The organism is Peribacillus sp. (assembly GCF_059453735.1).
Map to the genome: position 1 here is coordinate 1 of NZ_JAZVJO010000157.1, position 2,619 is coordinate 2,619.

The window sequence follows — 2,619 nt, forward strand, 5'->3', positions numbered from 1 at the left end:
ATGATTTAAGCGGAACCCTCGTTTTAATCTTTCAGCCCGCGGAGGAAAAGCCCCCCGGTGGTGCAAAAGCGATGATTAATGACGGGGTATTGGATGGGGTCGATTATATCTTTGGCGGTCATTTGGCTACTGATGTACCGATTGGTAAAGTAGCCATACGTTCTGGCGCTTCTATGGCCTCTGTTGATGCCTTCAAAATCACCCTGCAAGGCAAAGGCGGGCATGGAGCAAAGCCGCATTCCACAATTGATGCGGTCGCAATTGGCAGCGAACTCGTTAGTCATCTGCAGCAAATCGTTAGTCGGCGCGTAGATCCGATGGAACCAGCTGTTGTGACAGTCGGAAGTTTTCATGCCGGCAATGCGTTCAATATTATCGCGGATACCGCCGTGCTTGAAGGGACGGTTCGCGCGCTTAACAGCGATGTCAGAACGCAAATTGAAAAAGAAATCCGCCGGATATTGGACGGCTTCCAAACAGCTGACCGTATCACGTATACATTAGATTATCTGAACGGCTATCCAGTACTTGAAAACCATCCAGAGGAAACCCAGCTTATTGAACAGTTAGTAAAAGAGAACCTTTCTCCTGAAGCTTTCGTTGAGAAAAAAGTGGTCCTTGGTGCAGAAGATTTCGCTTACTATCTTCAACATAGACCAGGAGGCTTCTTTCATGTAGGTGCAAGAAATGAAAATCCCGCGACGCATTTTGCTCACCATCATCCTCGTTTTGACTTTGACGAGCAGGCAATGTTGGTTCAGGGACAGGTGTTTTTTCTGCTTACTGCCCATTATTTACTATAGTTTAAAGAGGGAGAGCGTACACATGACATTCAAATTAGATCACATCGTGCACTTCGTAAAAAGCCCAGAGGACGCCATTACATCTTATCAAGAAATGGGTCTGCATGCTGTTGAAGGTGGCCGGCATGAATCGCTAGGTACATACAACGCCCTAAGTTATTTTGGGTTAAGTTATATCGAGCTGATTGGTGTATTTGATCAAACTCTGGTCGAGCGTTCAGCTGAGGCTCCTTATAGTCTAAGAGAAAGTATTGTGAAAAGACAATTTGCCGAGGGCTTAGCACGGGTGGCTCTTCGCTCCACGGATCTAGAAGCTGACGCAAAAAGATTCCGAAACCTTGGTCTAGACGTTTACGGCCCTTCCCCGCTTAGTCGGAAACGTCCTGATGGCAGTGTTGTCAGCTGGAAACTTCTTTTTGTAGGCAGACCGGATGAACAACCTGATCTTCCGTTTTTTATACAGTGGGATGAAGACGACGATGAACGCAAAGAAGACCTTTCCAAACGCGGCGTGATTGCGCCTCATCCTGCTGGTAACGTTGAACTTACTTCCGTATCTTTTGCTGTAAAGAATTTAGAAAGTGTTGTTGAAAGATGGTCAGCCTATCTTGGATTAGAAGCTGAGGAAGCATTCGTTAATACGCATTTAAACGCTAAAGGACAGCGTTTAAAATTGGAAGGCGGCGACCTTATTTTTTATCGTCCAATTGGGGACGGTATTGTGGCTGCAACCATTGAAGAATACGGTGAAAAACCATTTTTACTTGAATTCTCGGGTACTGGTCAAGAAATTGAATTCAGCTTGTATGATGCTGCCTACAAATTCACTAAATAAAAGGAGACTACAAGAATGATTACTCATACAAAACGACTGATTACTGGATTACTTCTTCTTCTCTCTGCCGTCTTATTGCTAGCAGCTTGTGGCAAACAATCGAGTGAAACAGGAACCAACGAGAAGAAAGTAGTGACAATTGGTTATCAAAAAGGAAACACCCTAAATATTTTAAAAGAAACGGGCTATTTAGAAGAAGCACTCGAAAAAGAAGGATATACGGTGAAATGGAAAATGTTCACTCATGGCGGTACACTGCTGGAAGGTCTTTATTCAAAAGCCATTGATTATGGTCATGCTGCTGATGGTTCTGGTATCTTTGCTCAAGCAAGTGGTAAGCCGCTCGTTTATGTCGGGGCTGATGCACCGAACCCTGAAGGTGTCGGGCTGATGGTATTAAAAGATTCAGGAATTACTTCCGTTGAACAATTAAAAGGGAAAAAAGTAGGCGTACTAAAGGGAGGTAATCATCATTATTTGGCCATCCTTGCTCTTGAGAAAGTCGGTTTGACCGCAGATGACGTGAACTGGGTTTACCCAGAAGATGCCGCACAAGGACGTGCGATTTTTGAAACCAAACAAGTCGACGCCCTCGCTTCATACGATCCTTTCTTCGCAAGTGCGGAAACGGAACTTGACACCCTTACCTTTACTGAAAATGTTGATTATGGATACCCTAACCGTACTTTCTACTATGCGACACCAGAATTTGCACAAGAACAGGCTGAAATAGTTAATCTTATCCTAGAAGCTACCGACAAGTCGGATAAATGGGCGAACGAGAACAAAGCAGAAGTGGCCAAACTATTATCGTCTAGTATTGGCATTGATGAGAAAATCACGACTAAACAAGTGAACCGCCGTACGTTTGGAGCAGGTCCCATCACACAGGAGATTATTGATGCTCAGCAAAAACAGGCGGATAAATACTTTGAGATCAAGTTAATTCCTAAGAAACTAGATGTTTCTGTTGATATGCCT

General features: G+C 44.2%; 3 protein-coding genes. All 3 read left to right on the forward strand.

Annotated features, from left to right (window positions below):
- Positions 1-803, forward strand: an 803-nt coding sequence (locus tag AC52RT_RS05410; protein WP_495539807.1) for an amidohydrolase, incomplete at its 5' end; no start/stop codon positions are given.
- 22 nt (positions 804-825) lie between these two features.
- A complete protein-coding gene (locus tag AC52RT_RS05415) occupies positions 826-1,638 on the forward strand; it encodes a VOC family protein (protein ID WP_495539808.1) in 813 nt (270 codons plus the stop codon).
- A 15-nt stretch (positions 1,639-1,653) separates the two neighbouring features.
- The coding region (locus AC52RT_RS05420; protein WP_495539809.1) for an aliphatic sulfonate ABC transporter substrate-binding protein at positions 1,654-2,619 on the forward strand (966 nt) is incomplete at its 3' end.

Excerpts from the sequence above, each read along its gene's own strand:
- AC52RT_RS05415 (WP_495539808.1), top strand. The coding sequence starts at position 826 with ATGACATTCAAATTAGATCACATCGTGCACTTCGTAAAAAGCCCAGAG.